Source organism: Stenotrophomonas sp. GD03654, assembly GCF_029845105.1.
Taxonomy (GTDB): Bacteria; Pseudomonadota; Gammaproteobacteria; order Xanthomonadales; family Xanthomonadaceae; genus Stenotrophomonas; species Stenotrophomonas africana.
Genome location: NZ_JAOCLC010000051.1, coordinates 1 through 24,163, shown reverse-complemented (window position 1 = coordinate 24,163; position 24,163 = coordinate 1). Strand labels below are relative to the sequence as shown.

Sequence of the window (24,163 nt, the reverse complement as noted above, 5' to 3'; positions counted from 1 at the left end):
TCCAGTTGGATCAGGGAATGGCGAGCTGGGACCAGCCGCCTCTTTCGAGGGCACGTTGAGCCGCCGCATGGCTGCGGAAGTATTCGTGCGATTCCCGCGAAACGGGACCTTCGGTATCGCGCGTGCCGATGTAGTGGCCGGCGGCGCTTTGCAGGACTTCGAGCGGCAGGAACTTGCCGCAATAGGTCAAGGCCAACTGGCCGAAAGAGGCTTTGTGGGACATGGGTAGGCTCCTTGAAAAAGCGAGGCCTTGTCCCTCACGGGATGGCAGCTCCCGCACGCGGTGGATAAAAAGCATCGGCGTCAGGGGACGCACGTCCGCAGACTTGATGCGATACGGACTGGCGGGTTACGCGGGGAGAACCCGCGGCAGCCTGAAACCCATGGCTGCGGGCATGTGCTGACGAATCAGCGAACATGCGGGCAGCTTCGTCCGGGGGGCCGTGCTGCGTCAGTTGGAAAACGGCATTCGGCCCAGCCCGGATTGATGGGCGCGGAGACAGAAAACCCGCATCGAGTGCGGGCTGTCAGGGGTGCGTGGGTGCGTTGGCTCACTCGGGCGTTTCGCCCAGGACATACTGCTTCCACAGGGCGAATGCCTCGTCCTGTCCCAGTTCGGCCAGGACCACAATGGGTTGCGCCTGCCGCGCACGCAGCGAAGCGAAATACGCCTTACGGTCGGCGATGGACTTGAGATTGATGCCATCGATAAACAGCAGCTTGCCACCCTTGATGAACAGCACCTTGTTGCCAAGGTCGCGCTCGAACGCGGCTCGTACTTTCTCCGGTTGTTGCATGCGTCGGTTTCCTGTTGCTGTGGCCGGCCATTGGGTCGGAACGTTGATCGGCGAGATAAAGGTGCCGAAGGCTCGCTGACCTTCGGCTCGGGAGGGAATAACCACCCGTGGGCTGTTGCAGGCCCGGTCGTCGCTCGAACCGTCTGCTCATCAGCAATCACACCCGGCCCATGTCGTGGTTGGGGCCGGCATCGTCTGGCGCACATCCGCGCACAAAGGGAGCCCGTTTTTGCGCCGGTGGGCACCGGCACTGAATACCGCTGACCACAAAGGGTCTCCGGGTGGCTCGCGCTGCCAGGCAAGCCATCGGGGGACCCTTCGCAGTAGGCGGGAGAAACACAGACCAGCAGAACACGGGGGAGACGGTTCGCGGAAAAGCTACCTTCAGGTCCCGCAGCCGGGGACAGCTGGACGGGACGCGCACACGAACAAGAAGGCGTTGCGCGCTGGGCGACCCGCAGGGGCGTGCGGGACACGGGCCACGCCTTTGAAACAGGGTGCGGCCCACGGGAAACGGAGTCGGTCAGGCGCCTTTGCGGCTGCTGCTACGCGAGCGCGAAGCGCCACGCTTGGGCGGACCGGATTCGACCGGCAGCGTGCCATTGCAGTCAGGGTAGCGACTGCACGACCAGAATGGACCGCTCTTGCCGGTGCGTTGGCGCGTCGGTGCGCCGCACTGCGGGCATGCTGGCCCATGGGGAAGCTTGATGGACAGGGACATGCTGCCGTACTGCGCGATCAACTGCGAAATCCAGGTGGCCTGCTTGCTGAGGAATACGTCCAGGGTGAGCTGTCCGGCCTCGATCATGTCGAGCGCCTGCTCCCACACCGCTGTGGTGCCGGGGTCTGCAATCGCTGCGGGCACGGCGTCGATCAGCGTGAACGCCGCATCCGATGCGCGAATGGAGCGGCCCTTCTTCACGATGTAGCCACGGGCGATCAGCACGCTGATGATGTTGGCCCGCGTCGCCTCGGTGCCGATGCCCGTTGTGTCTTTGAGCTTCTGTTTCAGACGCGGGTCGGTTACGAAACGCGCAACGCCCTTCATCGATTTGACCAGTTCGCCCTGGGTATAGGGCTTGGGCGGCATCGTCTTGAGCGCCTTGATCTCGACCTCGGCCACCTGGCACGCCAGGCCCTCACGCAGCGGGGGCAGCACCTGGCTGCGCGCTGCGGCGTCGCCGTCCTCATCCGCTTGCGGCTCGGCCAGCACCAAACGCCAACCCTTGATGACCACCTGTTTACCGGTGGCCGCCAGCATCTGCTGCCCGCAGGAAAACTCAGCCACGGTACGGTCGAACTCGTGGTGCGGTAGGAACTGCGCCAGGTAATGCGCCCGGATCAGCCGGTACACCGCCAGTTCCTTCTCGCTCAGAGCAGAGAGGTTCGCGGGTTCGAGCGTCGGAATGATGCCATGGTGCGCCGTGACCTTGCCGTCGTTCCAGGCGCGCGAACGCTGGGAGCGGTCGAGCTGACCCATGATCGGGCGCAGCGACGGGTCGGTCTTGAGCAGGCTGTCCAGGACGGCGGGCACCTCGGCAAACATGCTTTCGGGCAGGTAGCCGGAGTCCGAGCGTGGGTAGGTCGTGGCCTTGTAGGTTTCGTACAGCGCCTGGGCGATCTCCAGCGTTTCCTGTACGTCCAGCCCGAGCTGCCTGGAACAGACCTCCTGAAGCGTCCCCAGATCGAACAGCAGCGGCGGGCCTTCGCGCACGCGCTCGGTCTCGATCGACACCACCTGGACGCTGCCCGCAGCGCGAATCTGCTGCGCCGCCTGCTGGGCGACCGGCTGTTGCAGGCAACGACCGGCGTCGTCGGTGCAGCCATCTGGCGCAACCCACAGCGCGGCGAAAGCCTGACCCTCTGCGGACAGAGACACGTCGATGCCCCAGAACGGCACCGACTTGAAAGCCGCGATTTCGCGGTCGCGGTCCACGACCAGCTTCAGGGTCGGGGTCTGGACACGTCCGACCGACAGCACGCCGTCGTAGCCTGCTTGCCGCCCGAGCACAGTGAAAAGTCGGCTGAGGTTCATGCCGACGAGCCAGTCTGCCCGCGAACGCGCCAGCGCCGAGTAATACATCGGCAGCGTATCGGACGACGGTCGCAGCTTGCCGAGCGCGGTGCGGATCGACGCATCGTTGAGTGCCGATAGCCACAAACGCTCGATGGGACCACGGTAGCCGCACAGGTCGATGATCTCGCGGGCAATCAGCTCGCCCTCGCGGTCGGCATCGGTGGCGATGACGAGATGGGTCGCCTTCGCCAGAAGCGCCTTGACGACCTTGAATTGCGTGGCGGTCTTCGGTTTGACCTCGACCCGCCACTGCTGGGGAATGATGGGCAACTGCTCCAGTGACCAGCGCTTAAGCGCCGCGTCATAGACCTCGGGTGCTGCCGCTTCTACGAGATGGCCGATGCACCAGGTGACGGTGACGCCGGTGCCGTTGAGACAGCCTTCACCACGCTGCGTCGCGCCGAGAATCCGGCCAATATCCTTGCCCTGGGAGGGCTTCTCGCACAAGAACAGCCGCATATCCGTCCATCCGATTTCCGTGGTTCATTGAGTTGCTGGAATCGAGGATGCCGGGCACCGCCAGGGGCAGCAGTAAACAAGTCGCAAGCGGTGGCGACCACTTTCACGGGATGGAATGGCTCGGGCGGAGATAACGCGCAGCCGGGGTATGCGGGCCGGGAGCCGCGATTTTCAGGAGCGCGTGGAAGCCGGTGGACGTTGATGGAGCTATCCCCTGGGGATAGCTCGCAGGTGCATGGACAGCAGCGAAGCACCGCAACCGCCTCCATGCCGGATCACTTCCTGCGCTTGACCTCCTTCGGCGCAGCCGGTTCTTGGGCTGCTTGGGGCTTCGGCTGCGCGTCCTGCGCGGTTTTGGGGCTGAGGGTCACGGACTCGACGCGGAACGGCAGGATGCCAACGCTGCGCGCGTTGATCTGCCAGGTCTCGCGCGGCTGATCTTCGTTGTTCGTCCAGGGCTCGCGCTCCATGCGGCCGACGACCAGCACGCGCATGCCTTTCTGGTACAGGTTCTTCCAGTGCGCGACGTCACGGTGCCAGATTTCCACCGGTGCCCAGAAGCCGCCGCGATCCTCGAAGTCGCCGCCTTTGGTGGGAACGGGGTTGTCGAAATACACGTTCAGCCGCAGTAAGCGCCGCGGCTCGTCGTTGCCGTTGGGGAACTCCCGGTACTCGGGCGGGGAGCCGATGTTGCCTTCGCCCCAAAAGTGCGTGCTCATATTGCAATCTCCATGGTGGTTGAAATACCCGTGCCGCGTCGGCTTCGGGCGCGTACTGGGGAGTCCGGTGCCATCACCGGTCACGCATTCCAGATGGGATGGACTTGAGCCTGCGCAGGTAGGCGTCTTCCGCCTCGGCCGCCTTGCTGGCGCATTCCTGTGCCTGCCTGCCCAGGGTGTGCAGCAGACTGATCTGCATGTTCAACGTGATGCGCTGAAGCTCGATCGCGTGCAGCTCGGCCAGCAGATTGACCGGCGTGCCGGTGCTCGCCATCAATTCCTGCCACAGGGCCACACCCATGGCTGAGCGGTCGTGTTTGCGCCAGCGCAAAAACGCCGTGCCTGCGCCAGTGGTTTGCTGGGCCAACTCCACGGGCAGCAGGTGGAAGGGATGCCCGACTGCCTGTTGCAGCACCTGCCGCTGCGTCAAGCCAATCAACTCGTCGCGCATGGCGAAGCACTGGCTGGCCCAGGCCTCAAGATCCCCCTTACCCTTAAAAGGCTTCAAAAGGCCTTTTAGAGAGGCAGCGTGTTCCAGCTTCATGAAGGCTGCCTGTTGCAGGCCCAGGAAGTAGCGGGGTTCGCGGTTCGGATCGCTCATGCCTGCTCGCCCTCGATCTCGCCGGCGCTGACTTCGGGTGCTGTGTCAGTGGCCAGCTCGTCGGTGGCGGCCTCGTCGTTGGGGGCGGGCGCTGCAGCAGGACTCTCGGCACGCTGTTGCAGGCCACGGCGCACGATGGGCGGCGCGAACTTCGAGCGGCGCGTGCCTTCCAGCACGTCCTGAGGCAGTTCGCCGAATTTCTCCAGCGCCGCCCGAGCTGCGGCGTTCTTTGATACGAAATCGTCGCGCGTACAGCCTGAATAGCGGTATTGCTGGGCCAGCGAGAACAGGCTGCGCAGTGCATGGGCGCCCTCGTTGAGCCAACGCTCCAAGGTGCTGCGGTCGATGAGTGCCGTGTGGTGGGCGAGGATCAGTTTGCGGGCGATGTCGTCGTAGTCGGCCAGCAGATAGACGGCGGCAAAGCCGAGCTGCGCATTGACGAACAGCGGCAACTTGACGGGCTGAACGTTGAGGTTTTCGCCCAGGCTGAGTGCCGGCGGCACGCTCGCCAGTGCCTGATCCACCTGCTCGCGCAGCGATTGCAGCGTGGTCTTGGTCTGGTCGAGCTTGACCTCGATGCGCAGCATCCACCAATCCGAGTATGGGTCGTCCTGTTCCGAACCGCGCCGCATCTTGTTCATTTGGGCGATGTAGCCGTTCAGGCCAACGATGCCAGGTCGCCCCTCGGCGGCGGCCCGGCCATGCCAGATGCGCGAAGCGTGGTGCGTGTGAAGCGTCAGCGACATCGCGCTGCGCAGGGAGCCGAGATTCAGTTGCAGTGGTTCATTGGTTGCCATGGTGTCCGCTCGTTGTGTGGAAAGGAGCGGTCAGCTTCGGCAGGAAGCGGAAGGCCGTCAGTCAACAAACCGAAACCTGCCAGACCCCGGTTCAGCGCGTGGTGGCCGCCTGCGGCGCGAGCTATCCCCTGGGGATAGCTCCATGGAGCGCCAACGAACGCTGCACGTCGGGATCAGGGCGGACAACGCCGATGCTGCTGCAGATGTTCGAGGCCAGGCTTGCGACTGCACGGCATCCGCCCCAACGGTGGAACTATCCCCAGGGGATAGCTCTATTGGCATCCATGGGCGTCCACTTCACGGCCTTGTCATCCGGCTCACTTGCTGGCGAGCAGGTCTCGCAGCCGCTCGATGTGCTGCCTGGCGACTTCTGGTGGTACCGGCTTACCCTGCGTTTGGACCGACGATGTGGGTGGTGGCCGTTCGTTTGGCGGAGCGGGTGCCGGTGGCGGGTCTTTCTTGGCCCAGGCATTGAACTCGCCGTGGATGGCTCGCTGGATGATGCCGAATAGATACCCAGCGGGATTGCGGATGCCGTGGTTGCTACAACGCGCGGCCCATTCGTCCAGCACGTCCTGCCTCAGCGAGGCATCAACCTGCTGCAATGCCACCTTGGCACCCGCCTGCTGTTCCGCCTTCAGTTGCGCAAAGCGTTTGGGCCATTGCAGATCGTCCAGCGCGCGCGCCTGCGCAGTAGTACGTACTTCATTAATACAACTACTACGTACTGTACGGGCCTGCTTCGGATTCCGAAGAGAGACGTCTGGCGCGGGTTTCGGCTCTGCTTCGGAATCCGTAGAGGGGCGTTCGCCATTCCGAAGAAAGCTCGGAACCCCTTCTTCGGAATCGTGACTGGCGTCTTCCTGTGGATAACTATCGCTGGCCGTAAAGTCCTGGTTGGCGAGACGTTCGGCCATCACCTGCAACCGTGACGGGAGGGTGCGTCCGGCCAGCAATGGGTCTTCACCGATTTCCTTGAGCGTGTGCAGGCCCACGATCTGCACGGCCTTGGCAGAATGGCCGAGCGCCTGGCTGACGAGTTGCAGGTAGTCGGGGTCGAGCTGCATGGCCTCGAACGGTGTCAGGGACTCGTCGTGCAGCACGTACAGATTGCCGAGGATGCGGCCGGTCTTGGGGTCACGCCGTCGCTGAACCAGGCTCAGCCAGCGGGTCAGGCGCATCAGTGTCAGCGCCCGTGCTACGGTTTCATGCGAGGCTTGGCCCGCGCAGGGCATGGACGCCAGCCAGGGCCGCAACTGCTCGTAGGTGGGAAATGCAGTCACGCCATCGTCGTTGAGCATCAGCCGGAACACTTGCCAGGCGTTTCGTTCCAGCGGTGTCAAGCGGCGGTCAAGGAACAACTTGCGTGGCACCGTCTCGTGCCGGTTGCCACTGAACAGGAAAGCATCGCCGGAGGTGGGCGTGGGCGACTGTGCAGGTGTAGACGCAGGTGCGCTGGGGGCGGGCTTGGGGGCAAGGTCTTTCAGCGCAGCATCGAACAGTGCTGCCAGTGCGATGGGGCCTTGGCGTCGGACTCGTGATGCGGGTTCGTCCACGGCCATGACTCAAGCCAATCCCTGATCGACCCAGCCCTTGATCGAGGCCCAGACTACCGACAGAGGCAGCGACATGCCTTCGGCCAAGTCCATGGCGGCATCGAGGATGGAGGTTTCGTCTTCGAGATCGACGGTTCTGCTGTTGGTTACGGCCTTCCATTGCCGCCACAGCTCCGTGTCCTGCTCCTCGTCCAGCACGGGGTGCCGACCCTTGCGCTTGGGCAGACCGAGGATTTCACGGCGAAGCGCTACTTCCTGATGCGTCAAGCCATAGAACTTGCTGACCATCTCGGTGCTCGCGCCCAGTCTGAGCATGCGATCGACTGTGGCGATCTCCTTCTCCACGTCCTGTGCCTGCTGGAGCAGCCGCCGCAGCACTTCGCGGTTGACCGTCACTGAGCACCACGAGACGTTGGCGTTGGCCAGCACGCTGATCAGCGCGGGATGCTTGAGGGCGTCCAACTCTGCCTCGCCAAACCCCATTAGTTTGCAGCGGCGCAGTTGCCCATTGCGCAGGTCATAGAGGGCCTGGGCAATGACAGCCTGGTTGAGTGGGTGTGCTGTGGACATGCTGGCCTCCCTCGCTCAGGTTCCAGAGTCCGCAACGCCGGCTTCGAGATCGAGCAGGCGGCGGGCCAGTCGCAGCAGGCGGAACAGCTTGACCAGCGCGGTGTCGCTCAATCGTCGGGTTACGTCACCCTGGCCGTGCAGCAGCGCTGGCAGGTCGATGACGAGTTGCCCGTTGTCCAGACCGATGTCGGCGGGCTGCTGACCGGCCAGACAAGCCAAAAACGCATGGACGGCACGGCCCAGCGGCGCTGGGTTTGTGGTGCGAGCACGGCAGGCGAAGCCGATGCCGTCTGGGCGGTCATCGATGCACTCGCCCAGGTCTACCTCGACCGCAATCTCGCGGGCAAACTGCGCGACGTGGATGCGCAGGTGCTCGGGTGTGTCCAGGCCGGGGGCGATGTACCAGACATCCGAGATCGGATAGAGCCCGCCAGCCTGCACCGGGATGGACTGCAAGACATTCGCCGAGAAGTCGTGCGGCAGTGCATCGCCCAACTGGTTGGCGACCATGCGCTGGATGAACTCAAGCCGTTCGGTTGTCGGCGCCGGGGAGACAATGTGCTTCTGAAGCAGGTCGCCATCTGCCGCCGGACTGACCGCGCCGGAATGACTGTCATCCGCGTCGCTCTCGTCCGTCGAGGGCGTTGCCGTCGGCCTCGTGGCAGGTGGCGCGGTATTGGCAGGTGGGCGCGCGATGGCCTCTGGCTCTGGCAAGGCAGGCGGTGACGAGGGCGGCGTCGGATCGCTGACCAAGGCACGCTGGCGGCTCTCGGATTCGGTCATGTCCAGAGCGAGCACGTCGTAATCGACGTCCAGCAATTCGGTCATCTGGCCGATCAGCTCGTCCTGTACGCGCTGCGCAGAGAACTCGTCGGCCTGGACATCGAATTGCGACAGCACTTCCTGAAAGAACTCGTCGAAGTCCTGAACCAGTGAGCGGCCTTTGGCGTAATGCCCCCAGGTGCGCTCGCAGGCCTTGCGCATGACCGACAACCGCTCGACCTGGTGACGCCCCAGGCCAGCGTAGAGCACGGTCGGGATTGCGGGCAACAGGTAGCGTACCGCGTCGGCCATCCGGCTGATGTGCGACTGTTGCACGGGGTATCCGTCGGCGGCCAGGCGGCGGGCCAGCTCGGACTGGCTCAGGGTGGAGCCGCTTTCCAGTTCGTAGAATTCGCGCGCTTTCTCGACGCCCAAAGCGCGCTCGATGAAGGTGAGGCCACCACGCAGTTCGTTTTCCGCAAGATGCCCGGTGAGCGCGACGATCTCGCCACGCTCGGGCCATGGGCGGAACAGGCATGAGATCCGAAAAAAACGTTCGTCCCTGGTCTCCGACCAGAGTTCGCGCAGGATTGCCAGTCGCGTGTTGCCGCCATTGCGGATGATGTAGTGATCGTCGCCGGGCCGCCGGGTGATGGCCGGAGCCGCGTCCAGGCCACGCTCGCGGATGGATGCCTTGATTTCCTCGTACACCGGATTGCGCTTCTTGCGCGGGTCGTGGTCGTAGGGGCGCAACTGGTCGAGCGTCACGAGCATGGGCGTGTCGGCGATCGGGTCGCTCAAGGTCGTTGCTGACGGGCCGCTGCGCTCGAACCCGGACGCAAGCAGTTTGTCGGCCATCTGCTGGGAGGTGATCTCAGTCATGGCCGCCCCCCCTGCGCTTGGGATCGGGTCTCGCGCTCGGCGCGACGGATCTGCGCACGGGCGTTGAGGGCTGCCCGGTGATCGCTGGCCGTCGAACTGGTGTAGATCGCGGCGCAGCCTGCCTTGGTGAACTTGAGGTGACCGCCCGCCGTGCGCTTGACGTGCCAGCCTTCGCCGACGGCGAACTCGATCAGGGCGCGCAGCCGGCTGTGACCTCGGGCCAGTTCATGTGCGTTGGCCATGGGGCCTCCTGGTATCAAGAGGCTGTGGCGGACGGCCGGACACTGCGGTAAATCGATCCTGCCACTGTGGGAGCAATTCGCCGGCAAGATCGCGCATGGTGGCGAGCGCGGCGGGAGCGACTCTGCCCACTGGCTGGCGGTACTCGACCCGATGCACCGGCAGGCCGCGCGTCGCGGCACGCGGATAAGCCTCAATGGCCGGCACGTCGGTAGCCAACACACGGATGTCGGCATGGTCCTGGAACAGATCGCGCAGCGCCTGCTGGATCAGGCGGGCGTTGGCGGACACCGGATGGACGCGGTTGATGAGCAGGTGCAGCGGCGGTGGCTCGATGCCCAGCTGCCGGTACGGTGCAATGTCCTCCAGCAACTGCATGGTGCCGCGCCGCAGCTCGCGGGCGGCGAGAATTTCTGGGGTCACGGGTGACAGTGCGAGGTCGGAGGCCAGCACCGCCATCTCCAGCAGCACCGAGCGCGCGCCCTGGGTGTCGATCAGCACCAGGTCGTAGAGGGGATTGAGCGCCGGAAGCAGATGCCGCAGCCGCAAGCGCCCGTCTGGCGCGTGCAGCAGCAAGGTGTTCAGTTCGCCTCGGTGGTCGTTGGAGAGCACCAAGTCCAGGCCCGCGATGATCGTGCGGGACACAAGCTGGCCGAGGTCGCGCTCGTTGAAGGCCAGCAATTCATAGATACCGCCCGGCGCACGATGGGCCAGCTCGTAGTAGGAGGACAAGGTGGGCTGCACATCGAGATCGAGCAGCAGCACGCGCAGCCCGGCGTCCGCAGCGAGACCGCCAAGGTTTGCGGCCGTGGTGGTCTTGCCGACCCCACCTTTGGTTGAAATGATGGATACGACCTGCATGGCGTTCTCCGGGTCAGGATGGAAAGTCCGCGAGAGAACGGGTCAGGCCCGGTTGTTGACGCGCTCGTCGATCCACTGATCGATTTCGATGGAATCCCAGCCCACGGCGCGCACGCCCAGACGCAGCGCCTGCGGGAACTGGCGTTTCTTCATCAGGTTGTAGATGTGGGCGCGCTTGAAACCGGATTTCGCTTCGACTTCTTCCAGGCGCAGGATGCGGCGTTCGTTTGGCTGCAGTACAGGTGTTTGCGACATGGCGGTCACTCCTGAACGCTCAGTGGCGTTTGTTGGCGTGACCTCTATTCAATAGACACGGCTGCGAAAAGACATTGCAAATGCAATCCCCGCGACTGCACATACAAGCTGGCAAATCTCAGAGGGAGGCGCTACGCAGTCGGCGCCTGGCGGTGGCGAACTTGCCGTTCAATGTCCGCTCCGCGATGCCCATGGCGCCGCTGTGATGGGCAACCAGCGCGCTGACCACGGCCTCCTGCGTCTTGAAGCTGGAGTACGGCGTGCCCGATGGCGACTGGCCGAGCATCAGCTCCAACAGGCCGCCAACGATGTTCAGGTAGGTGGCCTCGGCCCGATCACTGATCGGACACTGCGCGCATGCCGGAATCACCGTGGGCTGCTTGAGCAGCGCGTCATGCTTGTCCTGCAAATCGCGGAGCTGACGTTTGGTCTGTTCCAGGGCGGATTTCAAAGCCTGGCGTTCGACCAGCATGGCTTGCCCTGTTTCCAGAGAGATGAAGGGATGGGTGATGCGCTCGCCGCGGGAGAAGAGAAAGCCGGGCCGCTGCTCGGGGTAGTGCTGGCGCATCCAGCACTTCAGATCGACATGGCGTACCGTCAGATCAGGCGATTCGATCAACGCGGTGTCGCGCGTCGTGATGCCGTGCTGCCCGAAGGGCAGTTCCCCGTTGAGGATGCCGTCATAGATGCGGTCGGTGTACAGCCGCAGTTCGCCCAAACGTGGGCAGTCCAGCGACTGCGGCAGATTCATAGGCGACGAGACCGAAGCCAGGATCACCTGCTCGTATCGCAGCAGTCCGGCCCAGCGGATGGACGCTTCGAGCGGGCGGTAGAACACCTTTGATGTTGGTGCATCATTTTTGTTCTCGTGCATGCTCCGTCTCCTTCCAGGAGAAGAACTACAGGGCCGACTGCTTTTGCAGCCGTCCTCATGGTCGGCCTGTTGTCCGCGCAAGACGCGAGTGATGACGCCCGCTTTTGATTACTTCTGATCAGTTCGCGCAACGAGTAGGCGTTGTGTGCTCGATGTGCAAAAATCCATCGAGCACAAGAAAATCGAGCGTCCGTCGCGGCTCGACAGTGACGCTTGCACTATCAGGATCGTGAGAAGTTGCGGCTCCCGCAAAACCGTATCGGTATGGTCTGATACGCCAGCGGTTTCAAAAATCTGGGAGCGTCGGAATCTATTGCTCGGGGCTTGGGATTGGCAACGGAAATCCGCTGGCGTCATATCCGATCGGGATACTGATATAGCGAGATAGCATCACAGAGAAATCGCCCGTGGTGACTGCCAGGCGCAGATTCGACGCTAGACGCTGCCTGCCGACACTTGGAAATTGCGAGTTGGCCGCGCAGAAGACGGATGGGTGGTCATGCGAAGCGATCGACCTATTTGTGCCCTGCTTTGACCTTGACCGGACGGTGCTGCCGTCCGGCCTCAGCTCAACGGGCGACTAGATCTTCGGGCGTATCAACCAACATTGCCGTTTTTACCAGGCGCTCTACAGTCTGCCTGGCCAGCACCGGAGACGCCTCCGATTGCTCTGCAAGCTCATCGGTTTCTATGGCATGTGCGGCGACCAGTCGAGCTGCAAGATGCAGGTTGGTCGGATCGACTGCCTCGATGACTGGACACTTGCCCAGGGCATCGTATGGCCGCAGCAGTGCGTGATAGATGTGCCAAGTGTCGATGCCGCGCGGCACCAGCTTCAGGACAGCCTGAATCAGCTTGCGTTTGATGGGGTCGAGTTGCCAGTCCGGGACGCGCTGCCCACGGTGACCCATATGGATCGACAGGAGATTGCCGGCCTGAATCTCGTAAGTGATCCAGCGGCGGGACTTGCCAACCAGTTTGGCGTAATCGGCGACCGATAGGTTGTGAGGCGCCTCGAACATCTCCAGCAATTGCAAACGCTCGCGCTGCACCTCTGACAGCGTGGGGCGCGCGTACTCGGGCAGATGCACCGCCGAAAGTCGATATACGGAAGCTGGAACCGCTGGCGCATCCGGTGCAGGCGCAACGATCAACTGAGGGGCATTTGGATTCAGGGCTGGCGGGTGCGCGACCGCCTGCCCGGCAATCGTGGGCAGGCCCTGCAGCGTGATGGTCAGGTGCGTGCTGGCAACTTCGACCTGATTCTGCTCGAACAAGTCCAGGCGGTCGGCCCAGTCCTGCATCATGATGCGGCGTTGCTCGACGTACTCGGCGTGGTTGTAGGTCGCGCTGATCCGATCCGGATCGGCATGCGAAAGTTGAGCGTCTACCCATTTGGGTGGATACCCCAATTCATTGAGCGCAGTCGAGATGGTGGCGCGAACGCCATGCCCAGTGAGCTGGTCTTCATATCCCATGCGCTTGAGCGCGCCATTGAGCGTGTTCTCGCTGAGAGGTTTTTTCAGGCACCAATCACCGGGAATGAGATAGACCTGCGCTGGCTTCAGATTTCCCAGCAGATGACGAACGACTTCTTGTGCCTGCAACGACAGTGGCACGATGTACGGCGGGATGTCGGCGAAACGCTGGCGCTTCTTCTTGGTGAGCTGCTTGCGTTGCTTGAGCCTGACAACCGGGATGATCCACAGACCGCGCTCCAGATCGAACTGATCGGGCGTGGCGTAGCGCAATTCACCGGTGCGCACGCCCGTGAGCAGCAGCAGACGTAGACCCAGTTGCGTATTCAGGCGGCCGCTGTACTTGCGCAACGTCTGCAGCATTGCCGGCAGTTCGGGCATGCGCAAAAAGGGGTTGTTCTCCACCGGCGGCAGCGGCATCGCCACCACATCCAAATCCTTGGCCGGGTTGTCGCCCATGTTGGGCACCACCACCGAGGCGTAGGTGAATAGCTGGCTGAACCAGGTGCGCAGCTTCTCGGCGACCGACAGCGAGCCACGTTTTTCCACTCTGCCGATGATGTCCAGCAGGTGGGCGCGAGTGACGTCGTAGACGGTCAGGTGGCGCAATACGGGAAACACATCCTTGGCGAAGACGCGCCCGATCTGTTTGGGCGTGCTCTGGCGGCCCTCATTTTCCAGAGAGAGGCTGCGGTGGGCCAGCCATTTGTCGTAGATGGCCTGGAAGGTGTGCTCGCCCGCCAGGACAATCACGTGGCGTTTGCGCTTGCGTTCCGAATGCGGGTTGATGTCCTTGGCCAGCATGGCCCGGGCCTCGTCGCGCAGATGACGGGCATCTTTCAGGGAAAGCGCGGGATAGCCGCCGAAGGACATGCGCTCGCGCTTGCCGCCCCAAGTGAAGCGGAAGTGCCAGGCCTTGAAGCCGGTGGCTGAGATATGGAAGTAGAGACCGTCGAAATCGACAAGCGAATACGCCTTGCCGGTCACCTTGGCCTGTCGAACCTGGAGGTCTGAAAGCATGAGCCCAACTCCTGCGAAACGAGTTGGATGCCATGTTCCCGACGGAACCCCGGCTCCTCCAGCAACAATACGGTTTTGGGAACCTCCGCATTGCCAATGTACCACTCAACGTACCAGTTGGAACCGGCTGTGAGTGGATTTCGCTGGATGTCAGTGGATCGAGATTGGGTGAAAATCCTCAATCCTGACAATGACTTACGACGTTCCCTGGCGTTCGGCGGAAGACCCTGGAAAGTCGAAGTGGAGCGGGCGAAGGGAATCGAACCCTCGTCAGTAGCTTGGGAAGCTACAGCTCTACCATTGAGCTACGCCCGCGTTGCAGTGGAAAGTCTATGCGCTGGGGCCGGTGTTGCGCAATGGTGCCCCCGCATCAGAGCGGGGCCGGAGCCCTTTCGTTGCCGAAAGGGATCCGACCCCGCCTGGTTTCTGCTTAGAAGCTGCCGCTGAAGCTGGCAAACAGCGTCGCGTCCTGCGCACGCTTCTGCCCGGCCGTGGCGCTCAGGCCCACGTTGCTCTGCAGGCCGAACAGCTCCATGCGGGCACCGAGGATGGCGGTGGCGTAGTTCTTGTCGAAGTCCATGCCCGGAACACGGTACATGCCCACGGCCGGCAGGCTCTGCACCCAGGCGCTGGCCTGCTTGGTGTCCTCGAACTCGTGGTCGTAGGTCAGCTGCACGTACGGCTTCATGGTGCCGCCATCGAAGCGCGCCTGCCAGCCAATGCGGCCGACGGTGGAATCGGCGTCCTGCTTGCCGTAGCCCAGAGCGGTGGCCATCGTGCCGGCACTGGCACCTTCGGTGTAGCCGTCGATCTTCACCTTCTGCCAGATCACCGAAGCGATCGGGCCGTGGCGGAAGCCGCCTTCGGTGCCGAACTCGTAGCCGGCGTTCAGTGCTGCGGTCAGGTTGCTGCCGTCGGGCGAACCGCTGTGCTCGCGCGTCGCCGGGCCCAGCTGGACCTTGCGGTTCACGTCATACGACAGCCAAGTGTAGCTGACCTGGCCGTTGACCCAGATACGGTCGCCGTACCAACCGGCGAACAGACCGGCGGTGGTGTCCTTCTGGGTGAAATCGCCACGGCTGTTGCCGAAGTCGGCATTGAGGCGGCCGAAGCCGGCGAAGCCACCGAAGACCATGCCGTCGCGGGCCCAATCAACGCCGAACAGGCCGGCCGGCGCCATGCCGTCGTACAGGTCGGCGTGGTCGTAGCGCTGCAGATCACCGCGCACGCCGCCCCACCAGGACAGACCGTCGGCCGGGCGACCACTGCGGTGCAGGCTGACCTGGTCGGCGCGCGAACGGCCGATGGTCTGTGCCGAGTGGCTCAGCACCTGCTGCAGGCGCGGGCCTTCCAGGATCGAGATGGCGTACTGGCCCAGCATCTGGTGTGCGGCCGAGGTCGGGTGCACGTCATCGGCGAACAGATAGCTGTTGGCCGCATCCGGGGTGACGTAGGCCAGCGGGCTGCAGGTCAGCGACGAGGCCACCAGGCAGGCGCGGCCGGTGACATTGCTGAAACCGTACATGCCCGGGTTGGCGATGATTTCGTGCAGCAGGGTGTAGGTATCGAGCGGGATGAACTCGATGCCGGCCTGCTTCAGGCCACCGTACAGGGCGTTGTTGTACGCGGTGGACAGGGCGGTGCCCTGCGCCTGGCCGGCGGCGCCGCGGTCGATGAACCCCGGGGTGATGCCGACGTCGGGCAGGTTGGGCACCATCACGTACTGCGCGCCGGCCTGCTTGAGGCTGGCCACGATGCCGATCTGGGTGGTGACCGCTGCGCCGATCACGGCCGGCGCCTGGGCCGGGGCGGTGATCGAGAACAGGTCGTTGGCGCCGCCCCACACGGTGTACAGCGCGTTCGGATCGGCCTTGCCACCGTTGGCGGCCAGGTAGTTGGCAAACTGCGTCTTCAGCGACGGCACCGGCACGTTGCCGAACGCCGGCTGGGTCAGGTCGACACCCACGCGGGCGCCACCGACGGCGTAGTTGTCACCGGTCTGGCCGTTGCCGTTGGGGCTGGCGTTGGTGCCGTAGTAGTCGGCGACGAACTGCGACCACTCCCAGCCCGGATTGGTGGTGGACTGGCCGGTGACCGGACGCACTTCGGCCGGCAGCAGCGGGCGGTAGTAGCCGCTGTCGGTCAGGCTGTCGCCGAAGAACACGGTGCGGGTGAACGGGGATTCGCCTGCCATGGCCGGCAGCGCGGCCAGCGCGATCGCGGCCGCCATCAGGGAGCGGATCGGGTGTTTGCTGAGCTGCATCTGGAAACTCCTGTGGGGAAAAAAGAGAAGGACCCGGCACACGTACGCCGGCGCACGGTGAATGGTTTCACCGTGCCGCCTTTTGCTCACGCTGCGCCGCCGCATGGATTGTCGCCTCATCCCGCCAGGCCCTGCTGTGCTGGAGCTGGCATCCGGTGCAGATTGCAAACGTTCCGATCCTGGCGGGCCATCAGCGACAATGCAGGGATGAACATCCAGCTCAACGGCGAACCCCGCACCCTGCCCGCTTCGGCGACCCTCCACGATCTGCTCGACGCCGAGCAGTTGCTGCAGCGCCGGGTGGCGGTGGAGGTGAACGGCGAGATCGTCAGCCGTAGCCGCCATGGCGAACATGTCCTGTCCGAAGGCGACGTGGTGGAGATCGTGCACGCACTGGGCGGCGGCTGAGACCTGTCCGGCTTTGCCGGCCTGCGGCCGGCACTACCCACACCGATCCACGGCCTGCACGCCATTGCGTGATCCCATCTTCAGGCGGATAAGCGATAATCGCGCCATGAACGTTCATGTCTCCCCCGATTCGCTGGTGATCGCCGGCAAGACCTATGGCTCGCGGCTGCTGACCGGCACCGGCAAGTTCAAGGATCTGGAAGAAACCCGCCTGGCCACCGAGGCTGCTGGCGCCCAGATCGTCACCGTGGCCATCCGCCGCACCAACATCGGGCAGAACCCGGGCGAACCGAACCTGCTGGACGTGCTGCCGCCGGAGCGCTTCACCATCCTGCCCAATACCGCTGGCTGCTACACCGCCGAAGACGCCGTGCGTACCTGCCGCCTGGCCCGTGAGCTGCTGGACGGCCACAACCTGACCAAGCTGGAAGTGCTGGGCGACCAGAAGTCGCTGTACCCGGACGTGGTGCAGACCCTCAAGGCTGCCGAGCAGCTGGTCAAGGACGGCTTCGAAGTGATGGTCTACACCTCCGACGACCCGATCCTGGCCAAGCGCCTGGAAGAGATCGGCTGCGCTGCGGTGATGCCGTTGGCCGCGCCGATCGGTTCGGGCCTGGGCATCCAGAACAAGTACAACCTGCTGCAGATCATCGAAGACGCCAAGGTGCCGATCATCGTCGACGCTGGCGTGGGCACCGCGTCGGATGCGGCAATCGCGATGGAGCTGGGCTGCGACGGCGTGCTGATGAATACCGCCATTGCCGGTGCACGCAGCCCGGTGCTGATGGCCAGCGCCATGCGCAAGGCGGTCGAGGCCGGCCGCGAGGCCTTCCTGGCCGGGCGCATTCCGCGCAAGCGCTACGCCAGCGCCTCCTCCCCGGTGGATGGGTTGATCGGCTGATGACCAATCCTTTCGACAGCGCCGGTTCCAAGGCCCCGCCCAAGCCCTTCACCGTAAGCGAGGGCCGCCGCGAGGTGCGCAGCTTCGTGTTGCGCCAGGGACGTTTCACCCCCGCCCAGCAGCGCGCGTTCGACGAACGCTGGCCGCGCTTCGGCCTCGACTACACCGGCCAGCCGCGTGACCTGGACGCCACATTCGGGCGCCCGGCACACAAGGTGCTGGAAATCGGCTTCGGCAACGGTGCCGCGCTGCGCTTCGCCGCCCAGCACGACCCGTCGCGCGACTACATCGGCATCGAAGTGCACGCGCCCGGCGTGGGTCGCCTCCTTAACGCGCTGGCCGACGACAACGCCGACCACGTGCGCCTGTACCACCACGATGCGGTGGAAGTGCTGCAGAACGAGATCGCCGACGGCGCGCTGGATGAAGTGCGCATCTACTTCCCGGACCCGTGGCACAAGAAGCGCCACAACAAGCGCCGCCTGCTGCAGCCGGCGTTCGCCGAGCTGCTGGTGCGCAAGCTGCGCCCGGGTGGCCGCCTGCACTGCGCCACCGACTGGGAAGACTACGCCGAGCAGATGTGGGACGTGCTTGATGCCACCGCCGGGCTGGTCAACCGCGCCGGCCCGCGTGGCAGCGTGCCGCGCCCGGACTGGCGCCCGCAGACGCACTTCGAGACCCGCGGCCAGAAGCTCGGCCACGGTGTCTGGGACCTGTTGTACGACCGCACCTGACGATCGCCTGAGGACGCCGCGCCCCACATGGATACCGCGCTGACGCTGACCAACGACATGAAGCTCGTGCTCGGGCTGGTCGGCTTCACGATGGCGATGTTCCTGTTCGAGCGCATCCGCGCCGACGTGGTCGCGCTGGTGGTGCTGGTGGTGCTCGGTGTCACCGGCCTGATCGCGCCGGAGGAGATCTTCGGCGGTTTCTCCGGTAACGCGGTGATGAGCATCATCGCCACCACCATCCTCGGTGCGGGCCTGGACCGCACCGGGGCGCTGAACCGGCTGGCGGCCTGGCTGCTGCGGCGCGGCCATGGTGTCGAGCAGCGGCTGCTGATGATGACCACCGCCATCGCCGGCCTGAACTCGTCCTTCATGCAGAATCCGTCGGTGATGGCGCTGTACCTGCCGGTCGCCTCGCGACTGGCGGCGCGCACCGGGCTGACGATGCAGCGCCTGCTGCTGCCGATCTCGGCGGCGATCGTGATGGGCGGCGCGCTGACCATGGTCGGCAATTCGCCGCTGATCCTGCTGAACGATCTGCTGGCCTCGGCCAACAACAACCTGCCCTCGGGTCTGGCCACCATCGAGCCGCTGCGTATGTTCGCGCCGCTGCCGATCGGCGTGGCCCTGCTGATCGCCTCGCTGCTGTATTTCCGCTACTACGGCGACCGCAAGCTGGTGGAAGAGGAAAGCCTGGTCAACGACGGCGTCACCCCGGCGCGCACCGAGAGCTATTTCGCCAAGACCTATGGCATCGAAGGCGATGTGTTCGAGCTGGTGGTGACCGCCGAAAGCCCGCTGGTGGGCATGACCCTGGGCGAGGCCGAAAACCTGCACGATGCGCCGCTGCTGCTGGCCCTGAAAACCGGCAACGACACCCGCCTGGCGCCGCCGGCGGAGATGCGCATCTGGGTCGGCAGCGTGCTCGGCGCGATGGGCCCGCGCGAGCAGATCAACGACTTCGCGCAGAACCAGTTCCTGCGCATGTCTTCGCGCCTGAAGCACCTGGGTGACCTGTTCAACCCCAGCCGTGCCGGCATTTCCGAGGCGGTGGTGCCGCCGACCTCGAACGTGATCGGCAAGAGCGCGGCCGACCTGCGCCTGCGCAAGGAGCGCGGCATCAGCCTGCTGGCGATCAACCGCGACAAGCAGGTGATCCGCGAGGACGCGCGCGACGTGCAGCTGCGCGCGGGCGACATGCTGGTCTTCCACAGCATCTGGACCGACCTGGCGCAGGCCGCCAAGAGCCGCGACTTCGTGGTGGTGACCGACTACCCGACCGGCGAACAACGCCCGCACAAGTTCAAGATCGCGATGGCGATCTTCGCGCTGACCATCCTGATCGCACTGACCAGCAAGCTGCCGGTGGCGCTGACACTGATGACCGGCGTGGCCGGCATGCTGCTGACCGGCGTGCTGCGCATGGACGAGGCCTATGCCTCGATCAACTGGAAGACGGTGTTCATGATGGCCGGGCTGATTCCGCTCGGCTGGGCGATGGACTCCAGTGGTGCGGCGGCATGGGTGGCCGGCCATACCATTGACAAGCTGCCCACCGGCATCCCGGTGTGGGTGCTGGAGGTGGCGCTGGCGCTGCTGACCACGGCGTTCTCGCTGGTGATCAGCCATGTGGGCGCGACCATCGTGATGGTGCCGATCGCGGTGAACCTGGCGTTGGCAGCGGGCGGCAACCCGACCGCGTTCGCGCTGATCGTGGCGTTGTCTGCGTCCAACAACCTGATGACGGCCTCCAACCCGGTGATCTCGATGATCACCGGCCCGGCCAACTACACCCCGCGCGAGATGTGGCGGGTCGGCGGCCCGCTGTCGCTGATCTACACCTGCGTGGTGGTGCTGATGATCAACCTGATGTTCTGAGGGGCTTGATCGGCAGGGCTGCGCCCTGCACCTGCAGAAGCCAAAGCAACAGCGACAGCAACAGCGGGCATTCCGTGGGATGGCGGGGCACTGTGGGTTTGCGGGGACGCCGTAAACCCATCCATGGGGGCTTGGTCGCGGCATCCATGCCGCTCACACCCCGCAAACCCACAGTGCGCCGCCTTCGACAGTTTCACGCGGCTGGTGGTGGGTGCCGACCGTTGGTCGGCACGGATCTCGCTCTGTTAGCTGTCGACCTTGGTCGACACGGCTTTTATAGAGTCGAGCCGTGCTCGACTGCTTCTGGCCTCAAGCCAGATAGACCTGCCCGTCGCGCACATCCACCAGCACCGCACGCAGGCGGTCCCCCTTGCAGGGGCCAGCGATGCAGTCGCCACTGTCCAGCGCGAACGAGGCGCCGTGCGCGGCGCAGACGAGATGCCCCTCGCGGCTCTTCAGGAACTGGCCCGGGGCCCAGTCCAGGCGGCGGCCGGCGTGCGGGCAGATGTTCAGGAACGCACGCACCTGCGCGCCATCGCGGTACAGCACCAGCGACTCGGCATCGCCATCAACCACCGCTTCGACCTCGGCAAACGCGCCATCGGCAATGGCATCAAGGGCGATCAGGGCAGCAGCGGCAGTCATGGCGAAGGCTCGGACAGTAAACCCGCATTGTCGCACGCCCACTCAGGTGACTGGCTGCAACATGAACACAAGTCATTGATTCGTAATAAGCAAAGGCTATATTTAACGATTTTTTCACTCAATGACAGTGGCGCGTCCCGATACTCTGGTTTCGCTGATCCCAGCCTATCGAGCCGCCATGTTCAATCGCGCATCCGCCTTCAACCAGTTCCGCACCCTGTTCGCGCCGCGCAAGCCGCGTCACCCGCTGGTGCGCGTGGCCGTGGGCCTGCTCGGCCTGGCGATCCTGGCCGCGATGGTGTTCATCGGCGTATTCGTCGGTGCGGCGATGATCCTGGTCGGCCTGGCGTGGAAGCTGCTGGCCTCGCGCAAGCCGGGTGTCGCGCGTCCGGTCGACCCGACCGTGGTCGAGGGCGAGTACCGCGTGGTGCGCAAGCCGGTGCTGCCGGCCTCGCGCTGATCCACGTCTTCCGCGCCCGCTGACGGCGGGCGCCATGCGTTCTAGACTGCGGGCACGCCCTTCCTGGATGCCCGCATGTCCGATGTCTCCGATGTGATCCCCGCCGTAACCCTGCCGCGTGTGCCGGTAGCCGGTGGCGGCAGTTTTCCCGTGCACCGCATCTACTGCGTCGGCCGCAACTTCGCCGACCACGCCCGCGAAATGGGCGCGGCGGTGCCGGCAGCCGATGATCGCGGCCGCCCGATGTTCTTCAGCAAGCCGGCCGATGCGATCGTGGTCGGCCACGACGATGCCATTCCCTACCCGCCGGCGACCGCCAACCTGCACCACGAAGTGGAACTGGTGGTGGCGATCGGCCGTGACGCACCCGCGGGCGAGCTGGCCGTGGCCGACGCCGACGCGCTGGTCTACGGCTACGCCGTCGGCCTGGACCTGACCCGCCGCGACCTGCAGGCCGCGGCCAAGGACAAGGGCCACCCGTGGGATGCAGCCAAGGGCTTCGATGCCTCCGCGCCGATCAGCGAGATCGTGCACGCCGAGGAAGTGGGCGACCTGGCCGCGCTGAACCTGTCGCTGGAGGTCAACGGCGAAGTGCGCCAGCAGGCGCTGCTGGACCAGATGATCTGGAACGTGCCGGAGATCCTGCATGAGCTGTCCAAGCTGTGGCAGCTGCGTGCCGGCGACCTGGTGTTCATGGGCACCCCGTCCGGGGTGGCTGCACTGAAGCCCGGCGACCGCTTCAGTGCCCGCCTGGAAAACGTGGCCGAGCGCCACGGCGTGATCGCCGGCTGACATCACCTGCGCTACCCTGCGCGCTGTCCACTTCCCCACCGGAGAAAAACAACAATGGGAATGCTCACCGAGTTCAAGGAATTCGCGATGCGCGGCAACGTCATCGACCTCGCCGTCGGCGTGGTGATCGGCGCGGCCTTCGGCAAGATCGTGACCGCGCTGGTCGAGAAGATCATCATGCCGCCGCTGGGCCTGCTGATCGGCAAGGTGGATTTCTCGCAGCTGGCGTGGACGCTGTCGCCGGCCCGCATCGGACCGGACGGCAAGGAGATTCCGGCGGTGGTGATCGGCTACGGTGACTTCATCAACACGCTGATCCAGTTCGTGATCGTGGCCTTCGCCATTTTCCTGGTGATCAAGGTGATCAACCGCCTGTCGCGCAAGAAGGAAGCCGCTCCCGCTGCGCCGGCCGAGGAAGTGGTGCTGCTGCGCGAGATCCGCGACAGCCTGAAGAAATAAGGTATCGGGCGCCTACGGGCGCCCCGCTTTCCTGTAGAGCCGAGCCCACGCTCGGCTGCCTTCGTGCGTAGAGTCGAGCTTGCTCGACTGCCCGGAACAATCAGTCGAGCAGGGCTCGACTCTACAGAAGCACACGAAAGCCCCGCCCCGGCGGGGCTTTCGCTTTGCCGGACGTGGCGGAAAACAGCGTTCGCGCCAGCCATGACCTCCCGCCCATGCGCGCGGCTGAACGACTGTTAAGCTCCAAGGCTTAGGTCCCTTCCCGGAGTTGTCCATGCGTCGCCGCGTCCTTGCCATCGCATCCTCCCTCGCCCTGCTGGCCGCCCCGGCCTTCGCGGCGCCACGCATCACCACCCTGCCCCCGGCCTCGCTGGCCACCGCCGCGCAGCTGCGCGATCAGGCGCTGACCGATGACACTGGCTGGAAGGTGGTCGAATCGCTCACCACCGAGATCGGCCCGCGCATCGCCGGCGGCGAAGCCGACGCCCGTGCGGTGGCCTGGGCCGAAGCCAAGTTCAAGGCGCTGGGCTTCGACAAGGTGTGGAAGGAGCCGGTGACCTTCCCGAAGTGGGAGCGCCGCAGTGAACACGCCGCCGTGACCGGCAGGAACCCCCAGCCGCTGCAGATCACCGCGCTGGGGGGCAGCCCGGGCGGCACCGTGGAAGCCGAGGTGGTGCGCTTCGCCGACCTGGCCGCGCTGCAGGCCGCACCGGCCGGTTCGCTGAAGGGCAAGATCGCCTTCGTTGATTACCAGATGCTGCCGTTCCGCGATGGCCGCGACTACGGCCGTGGCGGCGCGATCCGCAGCAAGGGCCCGTCCGAGGCGATCCGCAAGGGCGCAGTGGGCTTCCTGATGCGCTCAGCCGGTACCGACTCGCACCGCGTGCCGCACACCGGCATCACCCGCTTCGACGATGGCCTGACCCCGGTGCCGTCGGCGGCGCTGTCGGTGCCCGATGCAGACCAGCTGGCCCGTCTGCTGGCGCGCGGCGCGACCACCGTGAAGGTGGCGCTGGACTGCGGTTGGGATGGCACCGCCACCTCGTACAACGTGATCGGTGAGATCACCGGCCGCACGCTGCCGAAGGAAGTGGTCGTCATCGGCGGCCACCTGGATTCGTGGGACCTGGGCACCGGCGCGGTGGATGACGGCGCGGGCGTGGGCATCACCATGGCCGCAGGTCATCTGATCGGCCAGCTCAAGCAGGCACCGAAGCGAACCATCCGCGTGGTTGCCTTCGCCAACGAAGAACAGGGCCTGTATGGCGGCAAGGCCTATGCCGAAGCGCACGCGAAGGACGTGGCCCTGCACCAGCTGGCCGCCGAGAGCGACTTCGGCGCAGGCCGCATCTACGCCTTCAATACCGGTTCGCCGAACCCGGAAGGCTCGCGCGAAGCGACCAGGCAGATTGCCGAAGTGATGAAGCCGCTGGGCATCGAGTACCAGGCCGACAAGGGTGGCCCGGGCCCGGACGTCGGCCCGCTGGCCGCCAAGGGCGGTGCGTGGGCGTGGCTGGCGCAGGATGGCTCGGACTACTTCCACCTGCACCACACCGCCGACGACACGCTGGACAAGATCGACCCGAAGGCGCTGGCGCAGAACGTGGCCGCCTACACTGTGTTCGCCTACCTGGCGGCGGAAGCCGATGGCAACTTCGGCAGCGAGGCCAAGGCGACC

23 protein-coding genes, 1 tRNA gene and 1 pseudogene are annotated in these 24,163 nt (G+C 64.9%); 8 read left to right on the top strand and 17 right to left on the bottom strand.

The features are described 5' to 3' along the window. Positions 1 to 10: 10 nt before the first annotated feature. The 16 genes and pseudogenes from N5J73_RS17345 to N5J73_RS17270 all read right to left on the bottom strand — a co-directional run bounded on the left by N5J73_RS17345 (position 11) and on the right by N5J73_RS17270 (position 16,211). Positions 11 to 223, bottom strand: a complete 213-nt coding sequence (locus N5J73_RS17345) for a hypothetical protein (protein WP_003158617.1) — start codon at positions 221 to 223, stop codon at positions 11 to 13. Positions 224 to 551: 328 nt separating this feature from the next. Further along, a pseudogene (locus N5J73_RS17340) lies at positions 552 to 782 on the bottom strand (hypothetical protein); the annotation flags it as partial. Between the two features lie 538 nt (positions 783 to 1,320). After that, positions 1,321 to 3,333: a DNA topoisomerase III gene (locus N5J73_RS17335; RefSeq protein WP_058131064.1), complete on the bottom strand. Its 2,013-nt coding sequence runs from the start codon at positions 3,331 to 3,333 to the stop codon at positions 1,321 to 1,323. A 275-nt stretch (positions 3,334 to 3,608) separates the two neighbouring features. Beyond that, entirely contained in the window at positions 3,609 to 4,052 is a 444-nt protein-coding gene (locus N5J73_RS17330) for a single-stranded DNA-binding protein (RefSeq protein ID WP_058131062.1), read from the bottom strand. 73 nt (positions 4,053 to 4,125) lie between these two features. Beyond that, entirely contained in the window at positions 4,126 to 4,653 is a 528-nt protein-coding gene (locus N5J73_RS17325) for a DUF3158 family protein (protein ID WP_058131060.1), read from the bottom strand. Next, positions 4,650 to 5,450 (bottom strand): PFL_4669 family integrating conjugative element protein, encoded by an 801-nt coding sequence (locus tag N5J73_RS17320; RefSeq protein WP_058131057.1) that lies wholly within the window; start codon positions 5,448 to 5,450, stop codon positions 4,650 to 4,652. The genes N5J73_RS17325 and N5J73_RS17320 overlap by 4 nt, the downstream gene beginning before the upstream one ends. Positions 5,451 to 5,767: 317 nt before the next feature. Further along, positions 5,768 to 7,012, bottom strand: a complete 1,245-nt coding sequence (locus tag N5J73_RS17315; RefSeq protein ID WP_114249761.1) for an STY4528 family pathogenicity island replication protein — start codon at positions 7,010 to 7,012, stop codon at positions 5,768 to 5,770. A 3-nt stretch (positions 7,013 to 7,015) separates the two neighbouring features. Continuing rightward, entirely contained in the window at positions 7,016 to 7,576 is a 561-nt protein-coding gene (locus N5J73_RS17310) for a DUF2857 domain-containing protein (protein ID WP_022579830.1), read from the bottom strand. A 15-nt stretch (positions 7,577 to 7,591) separates the two neighbouring features. Further along, a complete protein-coding gene (locus N5J73_RS17305; RefSeq protein WP_151576351.1) occupies positions 7,592 to 9,220 on the bottom strand; it encodes a ParB family protein in 1,629 nt (542 codons plus the stop codon). Beyond that, positions 9,217 to 9,462, bottom strand: coding sequence for a hypothetical protein (locus tag N5J73_RS17300; RefSeq protein ID WP_034065541.1), 246 nt, complete (start codon positions 9,460 to 9,462; stop codon positions 9,217 to 9,219). Before N5J73_RS17300 ends, N5J73_RS17305 begins: the two co-directional genes overlap by 4 nt. After that, positions 9,446 to 10,321 carry a ParA family protein gene (locus N5J73_RS17295; protein ID WP_114249763.1) on the bottom strand — a complete coding sequence of 292 codons (876 nt, stop codon included), beginning with the start codon at positions 10,319 to 10,321 and terminating at the stop codon, positions 9,446 to 9,448. Before N5J73_RS17295 ends, N5J73_RS17300 begins: the two co-directional genes overlap by 17 nt. A gap of 42 nt (positions 10,322 to 10,363) precedes the next feature. Then, on the bottom strand, positions 10,364 to 10,576 hold the full coding sequence (locus tag N5J73_RS17290) for an AlpA family transcriptional regulator (RefSeq protein ID WP_014603611.1): 213 nt from the start codon (positions 10,574 to 10,576) through the stop codon (positions 10,364 to 10,366). A gap of 118 nt (positions 10,577 to 10,694) precedes the next feature. Next, the gene (locus N5J73_RS17285; protein WP_034027966.1) at positions 10,695 to 11,450 is read right to left on the bottom strand and encodes a hypothetical protein; all 756 of its coding nucleotides are present in this window, start codon (positions 11,448 to 11,450) and stop codon (positions 10,695 to 10,697) included. A 569-nt stretch (positions 11,451 to 12,019) separates the two neighbouring features. After that, a complete protein-coding gene (locus N5J73_RS17280) occupies positions 12,020 to 13,948 on the bottom strand; it encodes an integrase arm-type DNA-binding domain-containing protein (RefSeq protein ID WP_034027968.1) in 1,929 nt (642 codons plus the stop codon). 241 nt (positions 13,949 to 14,189) lie between these two features. After that, positions 14,190 to 14,263, bottom strand: a tRNA-Gly gene (locus tag N5J73_RS17275). 115 nt (positions 14,264 to 14,378) lie between these two features. Next, entirely contained in the window at positions 14,379 to 16,211 is a 1,833-nt protein-coding gene (locus tag N5J73_RS17270) for an autotransporter domain-containing esterase (RefSeq protein ID WP_049447491.1), read from the bottom strand. Between the two features lie 207 nt (positions 16,212 to 16,418). On the opposite strand from N5J73_RS17270, the gene thiS reads away from it, so the two are divergent. The 4 genes from thiS to N5J73_RS17250 all read left to right on the top strand — a co-directional run bounded on the left by thiS (position 16,419) and on the right by N5J73_RS17250 (position 20,129). After that, on the top strand, positions 16,419 to 16,619 hold the full coding sequence (thiS, locus tag N5J73_RS17265) for a sulfur carrier protein ThiS (protein ID WP_049447492.1): 201 nt from the start codon (positions 16,419 to 16,421) through the stop codon (positions 16,617 to 16,619). 106 nt (positions 16,620 to 16,725) lie between these two features. Then, a complete protein-coding gene (locus N5J73_RS17260; protein WP_049447493.1) occupies positions 16,726 to 17,520 on the top strand; it encodes a thiazole synthase in 795 nt (264 codons plus the stop codon). Next, positions 17,520 to 18,254 (top strand): tRNA (guanosine(46)-N7)-methyltransferase TrmB, encoded by a 735-nt coding sequence (trmB, locus tag N5J73_RS17255; RefSeq protein ID WP_005410814.1) that lies wholly within the window; start codon positions 17,520 to 17,522, stop codon positions 18,252 to 18,254. The genes N5J73_RS17260 and trmB overlap by 1 nt, the downstream gene beginning before the upstream one ends. Before the next feature lie 27 nt (positions 18,255 to 18,281). Beyond that, positions 18,282 to 20,129 (top strand): SLC13 family permease, encoded by a 1,848-nt coding sequence (locus N5J73_RS17250; protein WP_049447494.1) that lies wholly within the window; start codon positions 18,282 to 18,284, stop codon positions 20,127 to 20,129. A gap of 309 nt (positions 20,130 to 20,438) precedes the next feature. On the opposite strand, the gene N5J73_RS17245 is transcribed toward N5J73_RS17250, so the two are convergent. Then, positions 20,439 to 20,774, bottom strand: coding sequence for a Rieske (2Fe-2S) protein (locus N5J73_RS17245; RefSeq protein ID WP_088479600.1), 336 nt, complete (start codon positions 20,772 to 20,774; stop codon positions 20,439 to 20,441). Between the two features lie 178 nt (positions 20,775 to 20,952). Here N5J73_RS17245 and N5J73_RS17240 point away from each other — a divergent pair, with 178 nt between their 5' ends. From N5J73_RS17240 to N5J73_RS17225, 4 genes are all read left to right on the top strand, one after another. Continuing rightward, complete coding sequence (locus N5J73_RS17240) at positions 20,953 to 21,234, top strand: hypothetical protein (protein ID WP_005410817.1); 282 nt, start codon at positions 20,953 to 20,955, stop codon at positions 21,232 to 21,234. Between the two features lie 75 nt (positions 21,235 to 21,309). Continuing rightward, the gene (locus tag N5J73_RS17235) at positions 21,310 to 22,026 is read left to right on the top strand and encodes a fumarylacetoacetate hydrolase family protein (protein WP_014038281.1); all 717 of its coding nucleotides are present in this window, start codon (positions 21,310 to 21,312) and stop codon (positions 22,024 to 22,026) included. Between the two features lie 54 nt (positions 22,027 to 22,080). Beyond that, positions 22,081 to 22,485: a large-conductance mechanosensitive channel protein MscL gene (mscL, locus tag N5J73_RS17230; protein ID WP_049447393.1), complete on the top strand. Its 405-nt coding sequence runs from the start codon at positions 22,081 to 22,083 to the stop codon at positions 22,483 to 22,485. A gap of 274 nt (positions 22,486 to 22,759) precedes the next feature. Continuing rightward, the coding region (locus tag N5J73_RS17225; protein WP_279941228.1) for a M28 family peptidase at positions 22,760 to 24,163 on the top strand (1,404 nt) is incomplete at its 3' end.

Bases quoted from the DNA above. Each gene is read 5' to 3' on its own strand.
- N5J73_RS17345 (WP_003158617.1), bottom strand. From the start codon at position 223: ATGTCCCACAAAGCCTCTTTCGGCCAGTTGGCCTTGACCTATTGCGGC.
- N5J73_RS17335 (WP_058131064.1), bottom strand. From the start codon at position 3,333: ATGCGGCTGTTCTTGTGCGAGAAGCCCTCCCAGGGCAAGGATATTGGC.
- N5J73_RS17330 (WP_058131062.1), bottom strand. From the start codon at position 4,052: ATGAGCACGCACTTTTGGGGCGAAGGCAACATCGGCTCCCCGCCCGAG.
- N5J73_RS17325 (WP_058131060.1), bottom strand. From the start codon at position 4,653: ATGAGCGATCCGAACCGCGAACCCCGCTACTTCCTGGGCCTGCAACAG.
- N5J73_RS17320 (WP_058131057.1), bottom strand. From the start codon at position 5,450: ATGGCAACCAATGAACCACTGCAACTGAATCTCGGCTCCCTGCGCAGC.
- N5J73_RS17315 (WP_114249761.1), bottom strand. From the start codon at position 7,012: ATGGCCGTGGACGAACCCGCATCACGAGTCCGACGCCAAGGCCCCATC.
- N5J73_RS17310 (WP_022579830.1), bottom strand. From the start codon at position 7,576: ATGTCCACAGCACACCCACTCAACCAGGCTGTCATTGCCCAGGCCCTC.
- N5J73_RS17305 (WP_151576351.1), bottom strand. From the start codon at position 9,220: ATGACTGAGATCACCTCCCAGCAGATGGCCGACAAACTGCTTGCGTCC.
- N5J73_RS17300 (WP_034065541.1), bottom strand. From the start codon at position 9,462: ATGGCCAACGCACATGAACTGGCCCGAGGTCACAGCCGGCTGCGCGCC.
- N5J73_RS17295 (WP_114249763.1), bottom strand. From the start codon at position 10,321: ATGCAGGTCGTATCCATCATTTCAACCAAAGGTGGGGTCGGCAAGACC.
- N5J73_RS17290 (WP_014603611.1), bottom strand. From the start codon at position 10,576: ATGTCGCAAACACCTGTACTGCAGCCAAACGAACGCCGCATCCTGCGC.
- N5J73_RS17285 (WP_034027966.1), bottom strand. From the start codon at position 11,450: ATGCACGAGAACAAAAATGATGCACCAACATCAAAGGTGTTCTACCGC.
- N5J73_RS17280 (WP_034027968.1), bottom strand. From the start codon at position 13,948: ATGCTTTCAGACCTCCAGGTTCGACAGGCCAAGGTGACCGGCAAGGCG.
- N5J73_RS17270 (WP_049447491.1), bottom strand. From the start codon at position 16,211: ATGCAGCTCAGCAAACACCCGATCCGCTCCCTGATGGCGGCCGCGATC.
- thiS (WP_049447492.1), top strand. From the start codon at position 16,419: ATGAACATCCAGCTCAACGGCGAACCCCGCACCCTGCCCGCTTCGGCG.
- N5J73_RS17260 (WP_049447493.1), top strand. From the start codon at position 16,726: ATGAACGTTCATGTCTCCCCCGATTCGCTGGTGATCGCCGGCAAGACC.
- trmB (WP_005410814.1), top strand. From the start codon at position 17,520: ATGACCAATCCTTTCGACAGCGCCGGTTCCAAGGCCCCGCCCAAGCCC.
- N5J73_RS17250 (WP_049447494.1), top strand. From the start codon at position 18,282: ATGGATACCGCGCTGACGCTGACCAACGACATGAAGCTCGTGCTCGGG.
- N5J73_RS17245 (WP_088479600.1), bottom strand. From the start codon at position 20,774: ATGACTGCCGCTGCTGCCCTGATCGCCCTTGATGCCATTGCCGATGGC.
- N5J73_RS17240 (WP_005410817.1), top strand. From the start codon at position 20,953: ATGTTCAATCGCGCATCCGCCTTCAACCAGTTCCGCACCCTGTTCGCG.
- N5J73_RS17235 (WP_014038281.1), top strand. From the start codon at position 21,310: ATGTCCGATGTCTCCGATGTGATCCCCGCCGTAACCCTGCCGCGTGTG.
- mscL (WP_049447393.1), top strand. From the start codon at position 22,081: ATGGGAATGCTCACCGAGTTCAAGGAATTCGCGATGCGCGGCAACGTC.